The following is a 19,848-nucleotide window of genomic DNA, read 5'->3' as shown; positions in this document are numbered from 1 at the left end:
TCAATAGCGCGAGTGGCACTCTGCACAACTCTGTAGACGATCGCCCTGTTCAAGAGCATCAATACCCGCTAACGCAAAAGAAGCTCCTTCAGAAGAGTAATCAATTGCTCTGCATCTTCCATATAAATCACATATTCATTCTTACCAACCTGAATTGTCCTGCCTTCTAGCTCCTCGCTAAAACCTTCTGCCATAATGATGACTGGAGTTGGCAGCAAGTTTAGCGATCGCTGAATACGCAGTCCTACATTGATATAGTCTTCGATTGTGAATCCAACTTGGTTAATCAGAATTAGGTCAATCTGACCACCAACGTGAGAGGTGTGTGCAATGGCGTCCTTCTCATCCACCGTGGCGATCACTTGGTAGCCCCAACCCCGGAGGTTAGCTTGCAATAAAGGGCGAGTCTCATCATCGGACTCGACTAGCAAAATGGTCTGATTTATTTTCTCACTCATAATAAAAGTCACGGCTCAAAAATCTTGCTTAGCGATGTTCTTACCTTCAGTAGGGGTATAGACCAGTGGTTGGGCGATCTCATCGCCCTTTAAAAGACGCTATCACCACTGATCAAAAGGTCTACAACACTAAATCTTGCCTTCCTCCCAGCAAGCGATTGTACTCCTTTCTAAGACAGCTAAAACATTCACAGGCAGAGGATTCTAGCCCCTGCTGATCGATGATCTGGATGTGTCCACGCCCGTAGCGAATCAGCCCTTTTTCTTTAAACTTTTGAGCGGCTTGCGTCACTCCGGCTCGCCGCACGCCTAACATATGCGCAATAAATTCCTGCGTTATTTTCAGATCGTTCGATTCACTGCGAGATCGTACCTCTAAAAGCCAACGTGCAAAGCGTTGCTCTAGCGGGTGCAGACTATTACAAGCAGCAGTTTGAGAAACCTGAGCAATCAGAGCTTGAGTGTAGTCCAGTAGCACATCCCGCAGTTCCTGACTCTGGTTAAATTCTTGACGCAAAACTTTAGCATCAATTTTAAGCACACTGCCTTCTTGCTGAACCATATAGGTTGTCTGGGTTGTTGTCGGTCTTTTGCTAAGAACGGCGTTGATGCCCACAACCTCGTGCTTCCCTAGCAAAGCCGTTTCAGCCGTCGCGCCGTTGTTCATCGAGATTGTGACCGACACGAGACAATTAAGCGGGAAATAGACCTGCTCAATCGTCTCACTTGGATAATGAAGCACAACTCCCGTCTCAAAGAAGACTTCTTTGAAAGAAGGACTAAGTTTTTCGTAAAGTTCTTTGGAGAATAGATTAAGCAGATAATTTTTAGCAGGCACGAGAAAAGCTTTAGAAATGGGGAGTGTCTTCAGAGTCTGTTTTAAGAGAGGAACAGCCCTCACAGCAGAGGGCATAACTGGTTCCGCTAGACCCTATCGGAACGCGATGGTACTGAGTTAAATCAATAACGATTTCTAGAAGTTCGTCCAAATTACACGGCTTTGAAACGTGTCGAGAGAAGCCAGCAGCGATCGCCTCTTCACGATCGCACTTACTTGCATGGCAAGTAAGTGCGATCGCTGGAATCTCAGCATGTGCCGCTCTACCTGTGTTGGGCGCTGTGCTAAACGCTGCTTTCACCTTCTGCATAAGTGAGTAGCCAGATTCATCCGGTAAGCGGAGTTCGCTAATCAGAAGGTCGGGCGGCGTTTGATTCAAGATACTTAGAGCTTCTTTTGCGCTGGCTGCTTCAACCGTGGTGATGTCATACAAATCGAAGAACATCGACAACAATCGTCTGGAGTCAGCGTGAGCATCAACTACTAGAATCTGTAAACCCCTAAATAGCGAAGAGAACTTAGCCATTGTAGTAATAAAGAATTTTATGACAATGGAGGTTACCAAGCATCCAACTCACGTTTGCAAAATATTTTATGAGTAAATAAAACTGAGATGAATTTCCATATAACGCCCATATAACGGTCTATATTCCAAGAGTAATTATGCCCCGCAGAAATTACAGTACGATTGCGTACTAAGGATTTTCTAATTAAAAAAGCAAGCTCGGAAGACGCTTTTCTTTTGTAGCGATCGCAACAGGTAAACTTAACCCTACTACAAAAACTAATCAAAGCTATGCGGATCGACGTCTACGAGCGTAAATACCTTTCCAATTGCTCCACTCGTTGCTGCTCTTATGTTCTGCCCGTTGCTACTCTTATTTAATCTGCTATTCATGCTTTTCTTTTGTAGCGATCGCAACAGGTAAACTTACCCCTATTACGACATTTATTACAACATTATTTAATTTAAAGGCGATGTGGCTCGACGCCCTGCGATCGTAGGTACTCTTCCAATCGCTCCACTCGTTGCCGCTCTTGTTTAATCTGCTGATCCATCTCGATCGAAGTGAGAAATCGCTGACCATCAGGGTGATAAATCACAAGTTCACCCTGTCCCGTCTCAAAGCAAATTCATAAATGAGAACTGACCCACTGATCTAACTGGCACAATTTTGCTAAATGTGCAGTCGCTGACACCAGCCGTCAAACCGAAATCTGTAAGGATAAGATCGAAATTTGCTTTGGAGAAGGGGGTCATCGAATTTATTTTCGATTTTTCTATTCTGCGGAGTAGGAAGTCTATGGGATAGCAAGAATTGAGCGCTATTGAGCCAATTGATGTAAAAAATTCGCTACAGTCTTTAGAGTACGTACTTCTAATGAGTACTGTACTTTGAAATTCAGGTGTTGAGTGAACGGAGTGCAATATGCAACTGGAGAATCGGACGGTCGTCTCTCCTCTAGAGCGTGCCATTAGCGCTAGTCAAAATTATTTATTATCAATTCAGAAACCCGAAGGGTATTGGTGGGCAGAACTCGAATCAAACGTGACGATGACCGCAGAGGCAATTCTGCTGCACAAAATTTGGGGCACAGATCAAACTCGTCCATTGCACAAAGCTGAGAAATACTTGCGATCGCAGCAGCGTGATCATGGCGGTTGGGAACTTTACTACGGGGATGGAGGCGATCTCAACGTCACGGTAGAGACCTATATGGCGATGCGATTGTTAGGCATTCCTGCCAGCGATCCGGCATTACTAAAGGCAAAAGCATTCATCCTCTCGCGGGGTGGCGTCAGCCAAACTCGCATCTTCACGAAGTTTCACCTCGCGCTGATTGGCTGCTATGACTGGCGCGGGCTGCCGTCGATTCCGCCGTGGATTATGCTGCTGCCATCGCTGAAGGTCGAACTGCCCAATCCGTTTGGCTCAGAGCCATTCTTCTCAGGGCATACCTTCAGCATTTATGAAGTGTCGAGTTGGGCGCGAGGCAGTACAGTTCCGTTGTTAGTTGTGTTCGATCGCAAGCCGATTTTCATTACCAATCCAACAATTACCCTGGATGAACTCTATGTCGAAGGCGTATCTCAAACCAAGTACGAACTGCCAAGCAATTCTGATTGGTCGGATGTGTTTCTCGGTTTAGACAAGGCGTTTAAGGTCGCTGAAGAGTGGAACTTAGTTCCGTTTCGTGAAGAAGGGCTAAAAGCGGCTGAAAAGTGGATTTTAGAGCGGCAAGAAGCAACAGGCGATTGGGGCGGCATTATTCCGGCGATGCTGAATTCGATGCTGGCATTGCGCTGTCTTGGTTACGATCCATCTGATCCGATCGTCGAACGCGGACTGAAGGCGATCGATCACTTCGCGATCGAGACGGACGATACCTATCGGATGCAGGCATGTGTCTCCCCGGTTTGGGATACGGCGCTAGTGATGCGATCGCTGGTCGAGTCGGGCACCGCTAACGATCATCCTGACCTAATCAAGGCTGGACAGTGGCTCTTAGACCAGCAAATTCTCGACTATGGGGATTGGGCCGTCAAGAATCTTGATGGAAAACCCGGCGGATGGGCCTTTGAGTTTGACAATCGGTTTTATCCCGATGTGGATGACACGGCAGTAGTAGTGATGGCACTGAGCGCGATCGCAATGCCAAATGAGCGATCGAAGGCACAAGTGATTAAACGTGCCGTCGATTGGATCAGCACTATGCAGTGCAAGCCCGGCGGATGGGCAGCGTTTGATCTCGATAACGATCAAGATTGGATCAATGCAGTGCCATATGGCGATCTCAAAGCCATGATCGATCCCAACACAGCCGATGTGACGGCGCGAGTATTAGAAATGCTCGGACGATTAGAAACGTCGTTCATTGATCCAACCCTCATAGCAGCATTGAATCCTCAACGAATTCAGCGCGCCCTTGATTACCTAGAGCGTGAACAAGAACCCGATGGATCATGGTTTGGGCGTTGGGGCGTCAACTACATCTACGGCACGAGCGGTGTTCTGTCTGCTCTGGCGCTCGTTGCTCCGACGACACATCAGCACACCATCAAACGAGGAATGAATTGGTTAGTTCAGTGCCAAAATTCGGATGGCGGCTGGGGTGAGACCTGCGCTAGTTACAACAACAAGTCTCTTAAAGGCAGAGGAGAAAGTACCGCATCTCAAACGGCTTGGGCTGTAAGCGGATTGCTCTCGGCTGGAGACGCAGTCGCGGATTATGCTTGGAATGCCATCGATCGCGGGATTGAATTCTTAATCAAGACGCAGCGCGATGACGGCAGTTGGAATGAAGAGTGTTTCACCGGAACCGGGTTTCCTGGTCACTTCTACCTGAGATATCACCTCTACTATCAACACTTTCCGTTAACTGCACTGGGACGCTATCGATCTGCGGTGGCGGCTCGCCACTCACAGTCTTTAGAGACGAGCGATCGCGGCTAGTTGAGCAGAGATCTCCGATTTCTTTAGATTGGAGATCTCACAACTTAGAACCGTAGACCTACGCCACCCTGCAAGGAAGTTGCGGCTCCGCCATTTTTGTAACCCCCAACCGAAATTACGGCATTACCAAACACAACCAAATTGCTGTTTGGTAATGTGTAGTCAATTCCAGGCTGAAGCGCAAAGCTTGTTTTGCTACCTAAAATTGTGTTGCCCCCAATTGGAATCGAGGCACCCGCACCCAAGTAGACATCGGTTTGCCAGTTGAGTGGGTAATCGTAAGAAACGGTAGGCACTAGCGTGACTCCATTGCCAACAAACGCTTGGGCACGGGCTGAAATTGGGGCTTTCAGAAATTTGTAGCGACCCGCAATAACCCCGGCAACTTTTCGATCGTCCTCATCTCGATTCCCTTCGGTAATGCCAAACGCCGGACCTACCCCGATATAGCTGCCGTAAGCGGCTTGGGCAGACGCAGATTTCTGACCGATGCCAACACTTAGCCCCACAGAGGCTAATAGGGCCGCATTCGCCAAAAGTATTTTGATTAGAACGGGTTTGTATGACGACTCAATCTGTTTCATGGCTCAACTCCTCTTTCACCCATTAGCATCATGTTTAGACTTTTGAATGCGACTACCCGAAGGGAAACTTGCTTAGCAAACCGCGCTTTACAATTCACTCAAAAATATCTAAAACTTAGTACTTATGATACTCAAACTTTGTAATGTTTAGATCGTAAATTCACAATATCTAAAAAACAGCAATAGATTGATAGGGCTTGTGCGAAAAGATTGAGAAAACCAGTTTGAAACAGAATTTTAGAGCGTTAAATTTACTACTGGGTTGCAAATAACACAGCCTTAAGAAAGGCTACTGAATTATGGTTAAAATGCTTGTAAGGCTCCTGTCAAAGCCGTTTCACTCAGAATTAGCGTCTGTCAAGCTGGCAAACTAGCCTTCATTCCCAGCACTTTGTTTGACTTTTATAGAATAGTAGAAGGTCATTCATTCTAAAAGACGAAACCTATGCCTGAACAAGCCCTGCGCGATCGCTATAACGACCTGATCAACCAGATCATTCAACAAACCCTCAAAGGTAACATTCGCTCTAAAGAGCAGGTCTATCAACTGCTCGTGCAGGACATTGAACCCGATAGCGGCGATAGCTTTGAAGCCAGTCTGCGCGATCGCACGACCACTCTGGAACAGGATGCTAAATCAGGCGACGAACTAAAACAAGCGAAAGCCACCCGGAGTTTGCGGGCGATCAAAACAATTCAGGGCGAGTGGGAACGCTGGCAAACCGAGAATCAGACTCGCGGCGCGATCGCGGCATCCGTCAATCAAATTCTCCAAACTGACCCGTCAGAACGCTTGCTTGCCGTCCTCAAGGTTACCGACCCCAATCGTCCTGAAAGCCTCAACGCGGATCAACTGAAGCAACTCGCGATCGCGCTGCGTCAATACCCGGTTTCAGATCCAGATACCCAGCAAGAACTCGCTCAAATTTCGGACGGCATCAGTCGCGGCTTAAAGTCTTGGTCGGGGCTACAGCCGCATCTGATCAGTTGGATGTATGGTGGTCAGCAACTGGGCTTTGGCAGCAGTGCCCCAGGCGTCAAACCGTGGGAACTGTGGTCGAAACAGCAGATTGGAGCCTTACTGAAATCCTTGTTTGCAGCGTTGGATCAAGAAGAATCTGCGATCGCGTGGGCTGCCCATCAGTCTAATGTCACGTTAGCCGATTGGATTGAAGCCGCGATCGCGCTGCAAACGCTGCAACGGGGTTTGGTCAACTGGTCAGAAAATCAGGCGTACAGTGCCAAAATTGGCACCCAACTTTCGGTTTCGATCTTTCTGACCTTTGGCATTCTTTGGTCGCAGCTTGCAAGTGGCTTTCAACAATCTACCTTGCTCAATTCGATCAACCGCGATCGCCTGGCAGAAGCTTCGTTTCGCATGACCATTCAAGGACTGCGAGTATTCGCCCAACGCGATTACTTTCCGCTCTACGGAACCTTCTTTGCATCGTTCACAGGTAACTACTTTCGCGACGCGATGAATTACCTCAGCGAACCGCTCAAACGCGCCGAAGGCACTCAAGAACAAGCTAGAATCTTGACCTTACTTGGTTCGACTCAGCGCGTCGTTGGAGCCTTGGATGCTGCTAGAGAACTACACGCCACTGCAAAAGATATCGCTCAAGAAGCGGGCGATCGCAAGTGCGAGATTGCGAACTTAAATCACCTCAGCCGCATCTACGTCAACGAGAAAAACTACGCTGAAGCGATCAGCTACGCTCAACGAGCGCTAGTCCTGAGTCGGCAAACGGGCGATCGCATGGGAGAAGCCAACGCACTTGCTAATTTAGGCTATAGCGAAGTGTTTCAAGCTCAGCAACTAGAGGCTGATGCCGATCGATATGAAGTTGCCATCACCTATCTAGAACAAGGGTTAGATCTGTCTGACCGATTGGGAGATGTCCAAAGTAAAGCACTCTGCTCCATTAGTTTAGGCAGTGCCTATGTGACGTTAGACAATCCAGAAAAGGCAATTCCTCATTTAGAAAACGGTCGGCAACTCGCCTCAGCATCGGGAGATGCCTATCTTTATGCCGTCAGTCTTGCCGCCTTTGCCGAAGCCTTTTACCAACTCAAAACTTACGACAGCGCCATTCTCTGCGGCGCAGTATCGATGTATCAACTAGAGCAACTCGGCTCGTCTGAATGGCGACAAACCGCAGGCTTACTCAGTATCTTACGCGGGCAGTTGGGCAAGCAGTTTCAGAACAGCCTCAAAGATCAGCGATCGCGGCTGATCGCAGAAATCGGAGTCGATGGGTACGACTATTTGAGCGAACTTCTCGACCGTTACCAAACGTCTTGATCTCTATACCTCTTATCCCTTTTGGTGCGTGCCACTTGAACAAGATAACCATCGCGTCAATAGGTCGCTTCAGTAACTGTTCATACTGAAAGTGTCTTTACGCTACCCCCGGTGACAGGTATGAAAACTTCTTTAAGATGGTCTATTATTCCAACCGCGATCGCGACCGTATTCGCCCTATCCGGTTTGGCGACGAGCCAACCTGTCTCGATTTCACCCAATTCTCAATCGATTTCCTTAAGCGGTACGTCTGGCGGGCCTAAGAAAGATAGCGGCTGTGCGGGCTATATTTCCCAAACCCCAAACCACAGTATTGAAGTCACGGCTGACAGCAATCTCCGCTTCAGCTTGCAAGGATCAGGTACGCCAACCTTGCTCATCACCGGATCTCAAGGACAAAACATTTGTCTACAAGCGGACAAGCTTTCTAATGGCAAAATTGAGATTCCGGGACGGTGGACAAAGGGAAGCTACTCCGTCTTTGTTGGCGATCGCGCTCAAGGACAGAACCCCTACACGCTCTCTATTGCGCCGCAAAACCAATAAAAAACGCAAGGATCGATGTGATCCTTGCGCTTTCTAGCAATCCAATAATCTTCATTGATCCTCGCTTTGATCAGCGTGATTGCCAAGCTTATTTATCATCGCGATGAGTTCTTTGATTGCTGTATCTTTCTTACAGAAAGCGTCTACTTTCGCCGTCTGCAACATCACTTCCGTCTGCGGGTCTTCCAAAGAAGAATAGGCAAGAATTCGAGTATTGGGATAGAGGGTCTTGATCTCTGTCGAAGCGCTAAGCCCATCCAACACTGGCATTTGCAGATCTAGAATAATCACGTCGGGTGAGTAACGAGTCGCCATTTCCACGGCTTCTCGACCATTACTTGCCAAACCTACGAGTTCAATATCAGTTTGGCTTTGAAGAGCCAGCTTCAGGCTGAAGCGGGTTAGCTCATGATCATCGACAACTAAAACACGCAACACTTTTTGCTCACAACACAACATGGGACATAGGTAAACAAGACTGCTGAATCTAGTAACAGAGTTTAAAGCTTGATGCTGCTAAAGTCCTCTACCAAAGGGATTACGTTGATTTTGCTGGTAAGGTATAGAGTTATTAACAACAGTAAGAGTACGTAATTTAACTTAGAAAGTTAAGTTAAATTTGCTCTTACACAAACTATTTAGCCAGTCAAGTTTAATTGAGTCATTTGGAGCAGTCAAGGTTCCTAAGCGGGGTCGAAAGTATCAAACCTCTTGCGATTTTGCGAGTAAGGTATTCAGAGGCGACTGGTAGAAGCGAACGGCTGAAACAAAGTACGTCAATCCAAAAAACTATGCATCGGCATCTCCGATCTCTATAAAGGATCGGAGATTTTTGCCTAAAGAGGATGCAATTAATTTTGGCTCTCTACTTATGATTCGCAATCTCAAAAACGCTTCAAAATTACGAATTCCAAGAAATTACATCCAGTCTTTCAGCAACGCTTGACGGCGAGGATGCCGCAGCTTCCGCATTGCTTTTGCTTGAATCTGACGCACGCGCTCACGCGACAAGTCATAAATTTGACCAATTTCGCTCAAGGTATAGTGCTGACCGTCGGTTAAGCCAAATCTTAGTTTAATAATTTCGCGTTCTCGATCGCTCAAATGCTCTAAAACCGAACCCAAGCGATCGCACAACAGTTTGTGGTCTAAGTTGTCATTTGGTGCAACATTGTCTGCGTCTTCAATGAGTTGCATCAGTTCTGTATCTTCGTCCCGCCCGACCCAAGCGTGAAGTGACAACGTGCGCTGACTGACATCTAGAACCTGCTCTAGCTTGTCTTCATCCATATCCAAAGCGGCGGCTAATTCGGCCTTGTTAGGCTTTCGTCCAAGCTTCTGTGACAGCACTTGACGAACCTTCCGCACTTGATTTAGTTTTTCTACCATGTGGACTGGTAGGCGCACCGTGCGCGATTGAGATGCGATCGCGCGGGTAATGCCCTGACGAATCCACCAATAAGCATAGGTTGAGAACTTGTAGCCCCGTTCGTAGTCAAACTTTTCAGCCGCTCTCATCAATCCCATTGCGCCTTCTTGAATCAAATCCAAAAACGGCACACCGCGATTGAGATATTTCTTGGCGATCGACACAACTAACCGAAGGTTTGCTCTCACTAATCTTCGTTTTGCTTGTTCTCCCTGAATGCCACCTTTGGCAATTTCTCGTGCCAGTTCGATCTCTTGAGCTTGGGTCAACAACGGATAACGAGCCATTTCCCGTAAGAACATTCCAACGGAATCATCCGATAGCCCCATGTACTCGCTTGCTTTGCCGCGCAACGCTTTTGCTAAACCTTCGGGGGAAAGATCTTCATCGTCAACAAGCGCTTCTAGTTCAGACGGGTCAACATCGGTATCCGCAGCAAAAGGATCAACTAGAAGAGATTTAGCAGGGGATTGAGTTGTCATTTGAGGTCACGCCAAAGGGGGAATTAACGCCTTAAAAATTCGATTCCAACTGTAGCCCACTTTATCCAAGTTGTTTACAGTTTTCCCGGAGAAGATCAATCTTTATATTGTTGTTTGATTGAACCTTTCCGGTTTGGTTGCCTAAATTAATATCATGATGCTTTCAAATTAAAAATCAGTACCTCTACGGAACAAATAACGATGGGGCAATTAATCAAATTAGTTGTTTCCGCTGAGCAAGCGAAATAGCCGAAATGGGAACAGCCAGGTAGGACGCGGCTACAGTGTGAGTGGAATTACTGATAACAGCCTCCCGGAGTTGGCAATCAAATCAGTAGATAAGATCGAGCGCAAAAACATGTTTTCGCAAAATAAATTGAGAATAGAGAGTCTTTACAGGAATTTTCAAATGTTAAGTTCAATAAAAAGTCACCCACGACACGAAACCCATTGAAGAAGCTTTAGAAAAAATAAAGATTTATAGGCTAAGCAAATACAACAATCAATGTGCAGTAGGACAAACATAAGATCAGGAGATGACGAAGAGATGCTCTTTTCAAAACGGTGCAAGCTTGTAGCGAAGGGGAAACCAAACCCTTCTTCAATATTCTCTGAAAATATTTTTCTCTGTTAGCCATGTGCAGTTTTACCCAAACCTGACTTACAGCAGAAATGAGAAGGAGTTAGGCGAAAGACCCCCTAACCCCATAGCTTGTTCCCCGCAGAATGTGACAAGCTGTGTCATGGTAATTGAGAATGCCTCAAACTAGAGTGTCCAGGCATTCTCTAAAAATTGTGTTTCGTTGTTGTGTTTCGCTATGTATGAACTGGGTTTAGCTGCTCTGTCTCTACTGATTTGGATCTATTTGCTGGGGTTGCGGGGTCAATTTTGGCGTACAGACCAGCAGCTTCAAGAGGACTCGATGAATAGGCGCAATCCTAAAGCAGAAACCGCTGATTCTACGTCCTCTGTTTGTGTGGTGATTCCTGCACGAGATGAAGCAGATCTAATTTCGGTGACGGTGCGATCGCTGCTGACACAACGCTATTCTGGTTCTCTCAACGTTTTTCTGGTAGACGATCACAGCACAGATGGCACGGCTGAAGCGGCTAGAGCAACCGCGAAAGCGCTTGGTAGATCGGATCAGCTCCACATAATTGCGGCTAGCCCCTTGCCGAGCGGCTGGACAGGCAAACTTTGGGCACTCGAACAAGGTATTGAGCAAGCGATGACGTTAAAGCCTGATTACATACTCCTAACCGATGCCGATATAGAACACGATCCGACCAACGTGAGCAAGCTGGTTGCTAAAGCCGTGAATGACGATCGCGAGTTGGTTTCGTTAATGGTGCGCTTGCGGTGCGAAAGCTTTTGGGAAAAATTATTAATTCCGGCGTTTGTCTTCTTTTTTGCAAAGTTATATCCGTTTCGTTGGTCGAACGACCCCAACTCTGCGATCGCGGCAGCAGCGGGTGGTTGTAGCCTGATTCGCCGCGAAGCGTTAGTTCGGATTGGCGGAGTCGAAGCGATTCGCCAAGCATTGATTGATGATTGTGCACTGGCTCATGAAATTAAATTTAGTGGCTCTCGTAGAATTTGGCTTGGCTTGACGTCCGCCACTAAAAGTTTACGTCCTTACGATTCTTTGAATACGATTTGGAACATGGTGGTTCGGACTGCCTATACGCAGTTAAATTATTCGCCTTGGCTATTGCTCGGAGCGGTATCGGGAATGACGCTCGTTTATCTTGTTCCAATTATTAGTATTATTGTCGGTGCGATCGTTGGCAATATAACTTTAGTGTTGGTTGGGATGTTGACTTACGCGCTAATGACGGTAAGTTATCTTCCAATCATTCGATTTTATGGTTGTCCGATCGGGTTTGGGTTTTGTTTGCCTGCGATCGCAGTTCTCTATACGTTGATGACGATCGATTCTGCGGTGAAACACTGGCAGGGTAACGGGGGCGCGTGGAAGGGGCGCGTGTATGAAACGCCGGGTGGTTATTAGGATTGGCGCGTTTACCCGAAAACAGGTAGAGGCGCGATTAATCGCGCCTCTACCTCGTTGTATATTGCGTTTCGTCGTTACATGACGCGTCCCATCGTCACATCGAATCGACCCGTTAACTGACTTTCAGCAATTCCACATCAAAAATTAGGGTTGCATTCGGCGGAATCGGACCAATTCCCCGGCTGCCATATCCTAGTTCCGGCGGAATAATGAGTTGACGACGACCGCCTACCTTCATTGTGCTAACGCCTTCGTCCCAGCCCTTGATGACCTGACCCACGCCGATCTTAAAATCAAACGGCTGACCGCGATCGCGGGAACTGTCAAACTTCGTTCCATCTTCCAAGGTTCCCGTGTAGTGAACCGTCACCTTCTGACCCGATTTCGGCGAATCGCCTGTTCCTTCTACTAGATCGGTGTATTGCAGTCCAGAATCGGTTGTCACAGCTTTTTTCTCCTCAGTACTGTTGGTAGGGGCACTTACTGGCTTCAAATCGGCGGCTTGAGCAACGATGGTTGCAGGTTCGGTTGTGGGGAGGGGAGATGCAATGGCTTCACTACGATTAGTGAGCTGTGCCACAACAATCACCGTACAACACGCTATCATCAGGCCCAAGCTGATCAGAATTTCTCTCACAATAGATCTCCTGAAATGTGCTTTCCCATTGTGCCACCGAACCCCAACCTTCAGCCCTGATTCCTACTTCCAAAGCTTATTCTCTAAATCTCGCATCTGACGCTCCAAGCGATCGAGCCGTCCGCGCAACTCATCCATTTCCGCTTGACGGGGAACGCCCAAATCCAGCAGGACATTCCGCAGTTGACGCTGCATTTGCACCTCAAAGCCGCCCTGCTCAGTCTTCATTTGCTTCATCAAATCATCGACAAAGCCCTTTGCCTGATCGGGATTCAGCTTGCCGTCCCTCACCCACTGATCGCTCACTTCCTTCAGCTTTTCTGCCATTAGAGACGTTGTCCCAATTCCCAGCATGACTAGCTGAGTTAGCCAATTATTGTTTTCCATAGTGTTCGATTTGCAGCCCAATATATTCAGCCTACTGCACCTATTTTGACAAATCCTAATGGTTTTCTGAAATGCGTAGAAACCGTCCGTAACCATATTGTGTTTTCCTCGCGCTCCCCGTTAGCAGACAGAACTACCCAACCAGTGCGACACTAGATCTACTCCCGCTGTCAACCCTGTGTGTCATGTCAGATTCTCAAAGCATTAGCGCTGCTGTCGCAGAACTCTACAATACCTATCCATTTCCGCCCGAGCCACTGTTAGATGAACCACCTCCGGGCTACAATTGGCGCTGGAACTGGACGGCTGCCTACAACTTCTGCACCGGTCAAAAGCCACAGCGACAAAATATTCGGATTCTTGATGCAGGATGTGGAACAGGGGTTGGAACCGAGTATTTGGTTCACCTCAATCCTTCTGCAACGGTCGTTGGCATCGATCTCAGTCCTGGAACCTTGGCAGTCGCGAGAGAACGGTGTCAGAGATCGGGGGCAGATCGCGTTGAGTTTCACAATCTGAGTCTCTGCGATGCAGATCAGCTTCCGGGTAAGTTTGACCTGATTAACTGTGTCGGTGTATTGCATCACTTACCCGATCCGATTCGCGGCATTCAGTCACTAGCAACGAAACTTGCGCCTGGTGGAATTTTGCACATTTTTGTCTATGCAGAATTGGGACGCCAGGAAATTCAGTTAATGCAAAAAGCGATCGCGCTGCTGCAAGGCGATCGCAAGGGCGACTACCGGGATGGCGTTTCGGTTGGTCGTCAAATTTTCGCCACGCTGCCAGAAAACAATCGGCTCGTCCGGCGAGAGCGAGAGCGCTGGGCAATGGAGAATCAGCGCGATGAGTGCTTTGCCGATATGTACGTTCATCCGCAGGAGATTGATTACACCATCGACACGCTATTTGAGCTGATCGATGCATCAGGTTTAAAGTTTCTCGGCTTCTCCAACCCGCGCTTGTGGCAGCCAGAACGCTTGCTCGGTAAGAATCCCGAACTGATGGAGCGAGCCAAAGAACTCAGTGATCGTCAGCTCTATCGCCTGATCGAACTGCTTGACCCCGAATCGGTAACGCATTACGAATTCTTCCTTGCTCGTGGCGGACTGCCTCTCTTGGACTGGTCCTCTGATCAAGCGCTTTTGAACGCAATCCCTGAACGCAGCCCCTGTATGGATGGCTGGGAAAGTCGCTCCTTGTTTAACTACGATTATCAATTCGTCAAGTTGTCAGAAGAGGAGTTTCAGTTTATCCGGGCGTGCGATGCAAATCAGGATCAGCACCGGACGGTGCAAGAGCTTTTAAAGGAGGCTCCGCTTCCGTTAGAAGAAGTGCGTGATCTGCAAGCGCAACAACTGATTCTGTTGAGTCCACAAGCCTAGAATTGGTGATGATGAGCAGATGTAGCAGACGCCCTTGGCCGCGTTCTGCAAGGAGCGAATTTTTATGAACTGTTCATCTGCTACATCTGTTACAACTGATGCTAACGAAGTTAAGCATGAAATCGTTCTGACAAGATTGCTCGTCAGTTAGCCTGCCAATTTTGCCTTTACGAATGCCTGCACTTTCTTTCCGTCTGCTTTACCTTTTAGCTGCTGCATTGCAGAACCAATCACTTTGCCCATGTCTTTAGCAGACGAGGCTCCCATTTGGTCGATGATCTGGTCGATCACTTGAGCAACTTCGTCGTCTGAGAGCTGTTGTGGCAGAAATTCTTCTACGATCGCTAACTCTTGGGCTTCTTGCTGTGCTAAATCGTCTCGTTTCGCAGAGGTGTATTGCTCAATCGAGTCGCGCCGCTGTTTTGCGACTTGAGAGAGCACTTCCAGTTCTTGAGTCTCATTCAACTCCGTTTGACCAGAAGGACGGACGCTCACTTCTTTCTCTAACAAAACCTTCTTAATGCTGCGAAGCGTTTCTAGACGGGTTTTGTCTTGAGCCTTCATCGCCGCTTTGATGCCTTCTGTAATGGTGTCTTTTAGGCTCATAGGGTCACTCCTTAAAAACGGCTGGAATGTTATAGGATACCGCGCCAGAACATTAGCTGATCATCAGAACCATTGGCTGATCAAATGTTGCTAATCGACTGCACCCAACACCTTTAACGTTACTTTCTGTGCTTCTGTAATGCCATCGACGCCTGAGATGATCATTCCATCATAAGGTCGAGGCTTGTGCAGCACTTGCAGACACTCCCCAGTCTGCCGATCCCACAATCGGATTGTTTCGTCTTCGCTGCCGCTTGCCACAAGGCCGCCGTCAGAGCTGCACGCTACTGACCAAACGCGATCGCGGTGTCCGTCTAACACCTGCACCGCTCCCGTGCTCACATCCCAGAGTTTGACCGTGTGTTCGATGCCGCTACTGACAAAGGTACGTCCATCAACGCAAAACGCCACAGACGACAAGCGATCGCAATCTTGAAATGTCTTTAAACACTGTCCTGTTTTCACATCCCACAGTTTCAGGGTGTGATCCTCGCTGGCACTGACTAGGGCCTGTCCATCGGGACTGAAGTCAATAGAGGTCACTCTGCGATCGTGATCTTTTAGCGTCTGCAAACATTGTCCGGTGTCTGGATTCCACAGTTGAATCGTGCAATCTTCGTCTCCACTCGCTAATAGCGCTCCATCGGGGCTGTAGGCGATCGACCAAATTCGGCTTTGGGCTGTGATAATTCGACAGCATTCACCGCTCAACGTCCAGAGCCGAATGGTTTGATCAAAACTGCCGCTGGCCAAGATTTGCCCATCGGGACTAAACGCCACTGACAGCACCCAGTTGGTATGTCCACGCAACACTTTGGTCGGTTCGCCTTCTAATGTCCAGAGATGAACGGTGTGATCTAGACTGCTGCTGGCGATGCGCTGCCCATCGGGACTAAAGACAACTGACCAGACCCAGTTGGTGTGGGCTTGCACTGTGTTGAGACATTGACCAGAGACGGTATCCCACAGGTTCACCGTGTGATCGGTACTCGTGCTAGCAAGCAGGCTATGCTGTGGACTAAATGCCACCGACAAAACGAAATTGGTGTAGCCTTGCAAGGTTTTGCGGCAGTCTCCAGAACGGCTCCACACCCGAACTGACTGGTCGGCACTGCCACTTGCCATCCACACTCCACATGGACTAAACGCTACCGATCGCACGGGGGCACGATGCTGGTGCAGCGTCTTGACGCACCGCTCAGTTCGCCAATCCCACAATTTCACGGTTTCGTCATAACTGGCGCTGGCGAGCAGTTGCCCGTCGGGACTAAAGGCCACGTCCCGCACTTCGCCGATATGTCCTGACAAGGTTGTCACTGTTTCCGTGGCGAGGTTCCACAGTTTTACCGTTTCGTCTTCGCTCGCACTTGCCAAGATGTCACCAGATGGATGAAAGGCAACGCCCCGGACTGCGCTACTGTGCCCTTCTAACGTTTGGATGCATTCTCCGGTCGAGATGTCCCAACGTTTGATCGTGCGATCGTCGCTGCCGCTCACTAGAGTCTGACCATCAGGACTAAACGCGATCGCGCAGATCCAGTGTTGATGTCCGCTCAAAATCTGAACGCATTTTCCCGTGCGAGCATCCCAGAGGCGAATCGTGCGATCGGCGCTACTGCTGGCCACAACAGATTGAACCGGGGATTGAGCCGGACTAAACGCCACCGCAATCACCCATTCGAGATGCCCCTGCAAGGTGTGTAGGCAAGCTCCTGTTGCCACATCCCACAGTTTGACGAGCGTATCGGCACTGGCACTCGCCAAGGTTTTGCCATCAGCACTAAACGAAATGTCACACACCCAATGCCGATGTCCTTGCAGCGTGACCCGCTTTTGTCCGTCGGCAACGCTCCAGAGATGCACCTCTCCCGCCGTATCGCTAGCGGCCAGTAGGGTTCCATCGGGGCTGTAGGCGACCGACCAGACGTTGCCCAAGGTATCTGAGAATAGCGATTTGTTTAAGCTGGCGTTGGTGAAATTGACGTGATGCAGCGTTGCACCTTGAAGATACGCTTGCCAAACGGCTAACTCGGAAAAGTCGTATCTAGTCAGATCAACCTTGGCACAACACAAGAGATTGAGAACGTTTCCGGCTCCATAGCCAGGAGCGCAGCCAAATTCTTGCCGCAGCGATCGCAGCACTTGCCGCAGCTTGTCTTCAAAATCACCATGACAATGAGATGGAGCCGTGAGCCGATCCAGCAGAGGCTGCACAATCATCCGGCTCTGACTTTCTCGGATGTAGTCTTCTGCACTCGCTTTCATCAGCGCGTGAGTCATGAACAGATTGAATTCACCCGTCAGAATTTCCTCATAAATCCGGCTGATCAGTTGATCGATCACATACTCCATGACCACGGGCTGTTGCGTGAAATTGGCTCCGCGTTTTTCAACTAACGGCCTACGGGCTAAAGATGCGAGCGCTTCTAGTAATTGACGTTTTGGTACCGGAGGAACAATGTCGTCTGCCAGTTCCGCGATCGACACGCCATTCCGGTTGATCGCAATCCAGTACATCATCTGCTTCTCTAAATCAGAGAGCCGATCGAACTGTTCGTCTAGCAGCTGAGAAATATCGCCAAACACAGCGGTTTCTTGGTTCAAAAACTCAGCCACATTCCCATCAAACAATTCTTGAATCGTGGCAGCCGCGATCTTCAGCGCTAACGGATTCCCAGCATACAGATCGGTTAAATCTTCAAACGTTTGCTCAGTGGCTGTGAGAGATCTGGGCTTCAGTAATTGGTGAACGTCAGACGCGGCGAGTCCTGTCAGCCGGAAAGAACGAATGGTGTCTCCTTCAAGCGCGGCAACTTCTCGCGGCTTTTCTCGACTGGTAATCACTAAACAGCTTTGATGCACCGTTTCACTGATTCGTCGGAACAGCGCTCCGTAAGCTTCATACCCGATCGGGTACTGTCCGGTCTGCTCACCGCTCCCTAGAATAGATTCGGCGTTATCTAGAATCAGGAGGCAGCGCGACGATCGCAGGTAGTGCATTAACCGCCCAATCTTACCGTCCACGGTTTCGGGGAGTTCAGTTTCCTGCTGTCTTGAGAGAAATTGAATCACGTCAGCCAGAATGTTCTCGATCGGAGGGGCGTCTCGCAGCGATCGCCAGATCACCTGCTCAAACTGGTCTTGTAGCGCTGTTGCCAATTTTACAGAAAGCACCGTTTTACCCATGCCGCCCATGCCTAGGATGGTCACTAAGCGGCAGCCATCTTGGGCGATCCAGCGTTGCAATTCTGCAAGCTCATGGGAGCGCCCGCAAAAGCTGGAAACATCGATCACTTCACCCCAGTCATAGTGAGAGGCGGGATGGGGAGAATGGGGTGTAACGCCGTTAGGCGGAGGCGGCGAAACAACGGTTAGAAGGTCGTTATCTTCATCTCGGACTCGACCCGACCCCCACTGCCTGAGGACAACTCGAAAGTTACTCTTGGTCACTCGCTGCCCAACGTGTTCTGAGAGTGTCTGCCAAAGTTGAGATCCGACTAGCTTCACATAGTCCGGATCGTAGCCTTTGGTGATTGCCATTTGTTCGTAGGTTTGCCCTTCACACGCAAGACGAAAGACCGTTTCTTGTAGATCGGTCAATCGCTCTCGTTCCAAAATGCTGTCTAGCACCTTTAGTGCTTCATCGATATTCATAGTTGATTGCACCCTACACCCAGATTGACCTACACCCAGATTGACCTACATCCAGATTGATTACAAGGAGCGGTTTAGATTCCAGAGCATTCATCTGAACCAGCGGGTTCGCGGTTCTGGCAAAATTCTGCGCTGGTCGCTTCAAATGGTGTGGATGTCAACCTGCCTCAGGGAAATTACGGAGCTTTTTTCATTGTGGAACAAACCCTAAGGATTCACAACTAACGTTTTATAACGTTTGTGTTGCTGCAAGTCCTAACTTTTTCCCACAGACCTACTAGACCTGTTTGTTTTATTGTCTTGAATACAGACGGTCGAGGAAGGCAATAGATTATGGATTCAGGACTTCTCAGTCTACATCCTTCACTTTCCATTCCCCTCCCCCTGCATAATACGGTTTGCTCAACCGTAATAAGTCAATAACCGCCGTTCATTCGCCCCAAAACAATGATGAACCTGAACTTCTCACAAATCGCGAATCGGTTTTTATTATCTGTACTAGAAGGTTTAGTTGATGGCATTTTGATGATTAACGTTGATGGTGATCTGATGTACGCAAACTCGTGCGCCACAGAAATCTGTCAGAAGCTCAATGCTGAGGCTAATCATCTTCCTGCGGAGGTCTGGCGTTCTTGCAAAGCGCTAATTGAAAGCCGGGATCTCTATGGCGATCGCCCGTTGGTGATCGAATCAGAACTGACGACTCCAGAGGGTCAAACCTATCGAACTCGCGCTCAGTGGCTCACGCTCGACGAGTTCGAGCAACCCTGTCTACTAGTTCGACTCGAAGATCAGCAACAGTCTCTTCAAAGCCTTGTGTTTTCTGAGACAAGGCTGTTTGGCTTGACGCCTCGTGAGGCGGAGGTGTGGTTTCTGCGCCGTTGTAATTTGTCTCGCAAGGAAATTGCGGCGCGACTGTTCATTACAATCGACACGGTAAAGAAACACTTAGGCAACATTCAGACGAAGCGCCAGGCTAATCAGGAGGGATGGTGCTGAGAGAAAAGATAAATACTAGGTTGTGTTGATAATTATGTGAAGTTGGGCTGAATAAGCTAAAAGGCGAT

Annotated in this window: 17 protein-coding genes; 6 read left to right on the top strand and 11 right to left on the bottom strand. The window is 48.6% G+C overall.

Going from position 1 to position 19,848, the window contains the following annotated elements; translation table 11 throughout:
- Positions 1-68: 68 nt before the first annotated feature.
- The 4 genes from AC5JLB_RS09035 to AC5JLB_RS09020 all read right to left on the bottom strand — a co-directional run bounded on the left by AC5JLB_RS09035 (position 69) and on the right by AC5JLB_RS09020 (position 2,400).
- Positions 69-458, bottom strand: a complete 390-nt coding sequence (locus AC5JLB_RS09035) for a response regulator (protein WP_495873498.1) — start codon at positions 456-458, stop codon at positions 69-71.
- 121 nt (positions 459-579) lie between these two features.
- Positions 580-1,296, bottom strand: coding sequence for a Crp/Fnr family transcriptional regulator (locus tag AC5JLB_RS09030; protein WP_495873497.1), 717 nt, complete (start codon positions 1,294-1,296; stop codon positions 580-582).
- Between the two features lie 10 nt (positions 1,297-1,306).
- Positions 1,307-1,822, bottom strand: a complete 516-nt coding sequence (locus AC5JLB_RS09025) for a response regulator (protein WP_495873496.1) — start codon at positions 1,820-1,822, stop codon at positions 1,307-1,309.
- 443 nt (positions 1,823-2,265) lie between these two features.
- On the bottom strand, positions 2,266-2,400 hold the full coding sequence (locus AC5JLB_RS09020; protein ID WP_495873495.1) for a hypothetical protein: 135 nt from the start codon (positions 2,398-2,400) through the stop codon (positions 2,266-2,268).
- Positions 2,401-2,726: 326 nt separating this feature from the next.
- Here AC5JLB_RS09020 and shc point away from each other — a divergent pair, with 326 nt between their 5' ends.
- Positions 2,727-4,751, top strand: coding sequence for a squalene--hopene cyclase (gene shc, locus AC5JLB_RS09015; RefSeq protein WP_495873494.1), 2,025 nt, complete (start codon positions 2,727-2,729; stop codon positions 4,749-4,751).
- A gap of 44 nt (positions 4,752-4,795) precedes the next feature.
- Here the strand turns inward: shc and AC5JLB_RS09010 are convergent, their stop codons facing one another.
- Positions 4,796-5,335 (bottom strand): hypothetical protein, encoded by a 540-nt coding sequence (locus tag AC5JLB_RS09010; protein ID WP_495873493.1) that lies wholly within the window; start codon positions 5,333-5,335, stop codon positions 4,796-4,798.
- Between the two features lie 445 nt (positions 5,336-5,780).
- Between AC5JLB_RS09010 and AC5JLB_RS09005 the strand changes: the two genes are divergently transcribed.
- The gene (locus tag AC5JLB_RS09005; RefSeq protein ID WP_495873492.1) at positions 5,781-7,640 is read left to right on the top strand and encodes a tetratricopeptide repeat protein; all 1,860 of its coding nucleotides are present in this window, start codon (positions 5,781-5,783) and stop codon (positions 7,638-7,640) included.
- A 120-nt stretch (positions 7,641-7,760) separates the two neighbouring features.
- A complete protein-coding gene (locus tag AC5JLB_RS09000; protein ID WP_495873491.1) occupies positions 7,761-8,186 on the top strand; it encodes a hypothetical protein in 426 nt (141 codons plus the stop codon).
- Between the two features lie 51 nt (positions 8,187-8,237).
- On the opposite strand, the gene AC5JLB_RS08995 is transcribed toward AC5JLB_RS09000, so the two are convergent.
- Entirely contained in the window at positions 8,238-8,645 is a 408-nt protein-coding gene (locus tag AC5JLB_RS08995; RefSeq protein ID WP_495873490.1) for a response regulator, read from the bottom strand.
- Positions 8,646-9,104: 459 nt separating this feature from the next.
- On the bottom strand, positions 9,105-10,097 hold the full coding sequence (locus AC5JLB_RS08990; RefSeq protein ID WP_495873489.1) for a sigma-70 family RNA polymerase sigma factor: 993 nt from the start codon (positions 10,095-10,097) through the stop codon (positions 9,105-9,107).
- Positions 10,098-10,915: 818 nt separating this feature from the next.
- Between AC5JLB_RS08990 and AC5JLB_RS08985 the strand changes: the two genes are divergently transcribed.
- Entirely contained in the window at positions 10,916-12,109 is a 1,194-nt protein-coding gene (locus AC5JLB_RS08985) for a glycosyltransferase (protein ID WP_495873488.1), read from the top strand.
- Between the two features lie 115 nt (positions 12,110-12,224).
- On the opposite strand, the gene AC5JLB_RS08980 is transcribed toward AC5JLB_RS08985, so the two are convergent.
- Entirely contained in the window at positions 12,225-12,749 is a 525-nt protein-coding gene (locus AC5JLB_RS08980; RefSeq protein ID WP_495873487.1) for an FKBP-type peptidyl-prolyl cis-trans isomerase, read from the bottom strand.
- A gap of 63 nt (positions 12,750-12,812) precedes the next feature.
- Positions 12,813-13,136 (bottom strand): phasin family protein, encoded by a 324-nt coding sequence (locus tag AC5JLB_RS08975; RefSeq protein ID WP_495873486.1) that lies wholly within the window; start codon positions 13,134-13,136, stop codon positions 12,813-12,815.
- Positions 13,137-13,321: 185 nt separating this feature from the next.
- On the opposite strand from AC5JLB_RS08975, the gene AC5JLB_RS08970 reads away from it, so the two are divergent.
- Positions 13,322-14,521 (top strand): class I SAM-dependent methyltransferase, encoded by a 1,200-nt coding sequence (locus AC5JLB_RS08970; RefSeq protein ID WP_495873485.1) that lies wholly within the window; start codon positions 13,322-13,324, stop codon positions 14,519-14,521.
- Positions 14,522-14,668: 147 nt separating this feature from the next.
- Here the strand turns inward: AC5JLB_RS08970 and AC5JLB_RS08965 are convergent, their stop codons facing one another.
- A complete protein-coding gene (locus AC5JLB_RS08965; protein ID WP_495873484.1) occupies positions 14,669-15,127 on the bottom strand; it encodes a GatB/YqeY domain-containing protein in 459 nt (152 codons plus the stop codon).
- 90 nt (positions 15,128-15,217) lie between these two features.
- Positions 15,218-18,781 (bottom strand): WD40 domain-containing protein, encoded by a 3,564-nt coding sequence (locus AC5JLB_RS08960; protein ID WP_495873483.1) that lies wholly within the window; start codon positions 18,779-18,781, stop codon positions 15,218-15,220.
- Positions 18,782-19,228: 447 nt separating this feature from the next.
- Here AC5JLB_RS08960 and AC5JLB_RS08955 point away from each other — a divergent pair, with 447 nt between their 5' ends.
- Positions 19,229-19,780 carry a helix-turn-helix transcriptional regulator gene (locus AC5JLB_RS08955; RefSeq protein WP_495873482.1) on the top strand — a complete coding sequence of 184 codons (552 nt, stop codon included), beginning with the start codon at positions 19,229-19,231 and terminating at the stop codon, positions 19,778-19,780.
- Positions 19,781-19,848: the final 68 nt, after the last annotated feature.

The sequence above is a fragment of the Myxacorys chilensis genome (assembly GCF_059505265.1).
This window is presented reverse-complemented; position numbering and strand designations above follow the sequence as displayed.